General features: G+C 57.9%; 2 protein-coding genes. Both read left to right on the forward strand.

The window, feature by feature from the left end; genetic code table 11:
- Positions 1–36 precede the first annotated feature (36 nt).
- A complete protein-coding gene (locus L6D63_RS28410) occupies positions 37–267 on the forward strand; it encodes an Acb2/Tad1 domain-containing protein (RefSeq protein ID WP_004573849.1) in 231 nt (76 codons plus the stop codon).
- Positions 268–274: 7 nt separating this feature from the next.
- Positions 275–706, forward strand: coding sequence for an Ntn hydrolase family protein (locus tag L6D63_RS28415; protein WP_064361127.1), 432 nt, complete (start codon positions 275–277; stop codon positions 704–706).
- The last annotated feature ends 58 nt before the right edge of the window (positions 707–764 follow it).

Raw genomic sequence — 764 nt, forward strand, 5'->3', positions numbered from 1 at the left:
GCAAATTGTGTCGCGACACGCGACGAGGAGAGCAGCATGGATAACCAGCACAAGAAGATCACCGGCTACCGCGACCTGACTCAGTCTGAAATCGACGGCATGAACTCGATCAAGGCTCTGGAGGCCGACGCCGGCGAACTGTTCAAGCAGATCGGCCAGATTGAAGGTGTTGACCCTCGGCTGTTGGCGTTGGCCAAGACCAATCTTCAGCAGGGCTTCATGTGGTTCGTTCGCTCGATCGCCAAACCTGCGGATCCATTCAGCTGAGGCCCACATGACAACCATTGCCTACAAGGACGGTGTTATCGCCTATGACTCGCGGCAGACCAGGTCGGGCGCGATCGTCTCAGATGATTGCTTGAAGTGCGCGACCGTTGATGGAGTCAGTTTCTTCCTGGCTGGAGCTGTATGCGACGAGAAGGCTTTGATTGCCGCCTACTTCGGAACCCCCTCGCTTGTTCCTGTGGAGTGTTCGGGCTATGTCGTCGATGGTGGCAAGCTGATGATGGTCGGCCACGACGACAAGACGGGCCTTTGGAAGCAGGAGCTCGACCCATCCAACCCTGACGCTATTGGCAGTGGCTCCGCTTATGCCTTAGCAGCGATGGATATGGGGGCAAACGCGGTGGGCGCGGTTCGTGCCGCCATGAAGCGAGACATCTACACCGGCGGCACCATCCGCACGATGACCATCAAGCAAAAATAAGGATCCCCATGACAACCAAGCAACCCGACTGGGAGGCGATCGAACGAGCCTACCGGGC

It is taken from the genome of Pseudomonas parakoreensis, from assembly GCF_021602155.1.
Classification (GTDB): Bacteria; Pseudomonadota; Gammaproteobacteria; order Pseudomonadales; family Pseudomonadaceae; genus Aquipseudomonas; species Aquipseudomonas parakoreensis.

What these genes read in the sequence shown, in the direction of transcription:
- L6D63_RS28415 (WP_064361127.1), top strand. Translation starts at nt 275, where the DNA reads ATGACAACCATTGCCTACAAGGACGGTGTTATCGCCTATGACTCGCGG.
- L6D63_RS28410 (WP_004573849.1), top strand. Translation starts at nt 37, where the DNA reads ATGGATAACCAGCACAAGAAGATCACCGGCTACCGCGACCTGACTCAG.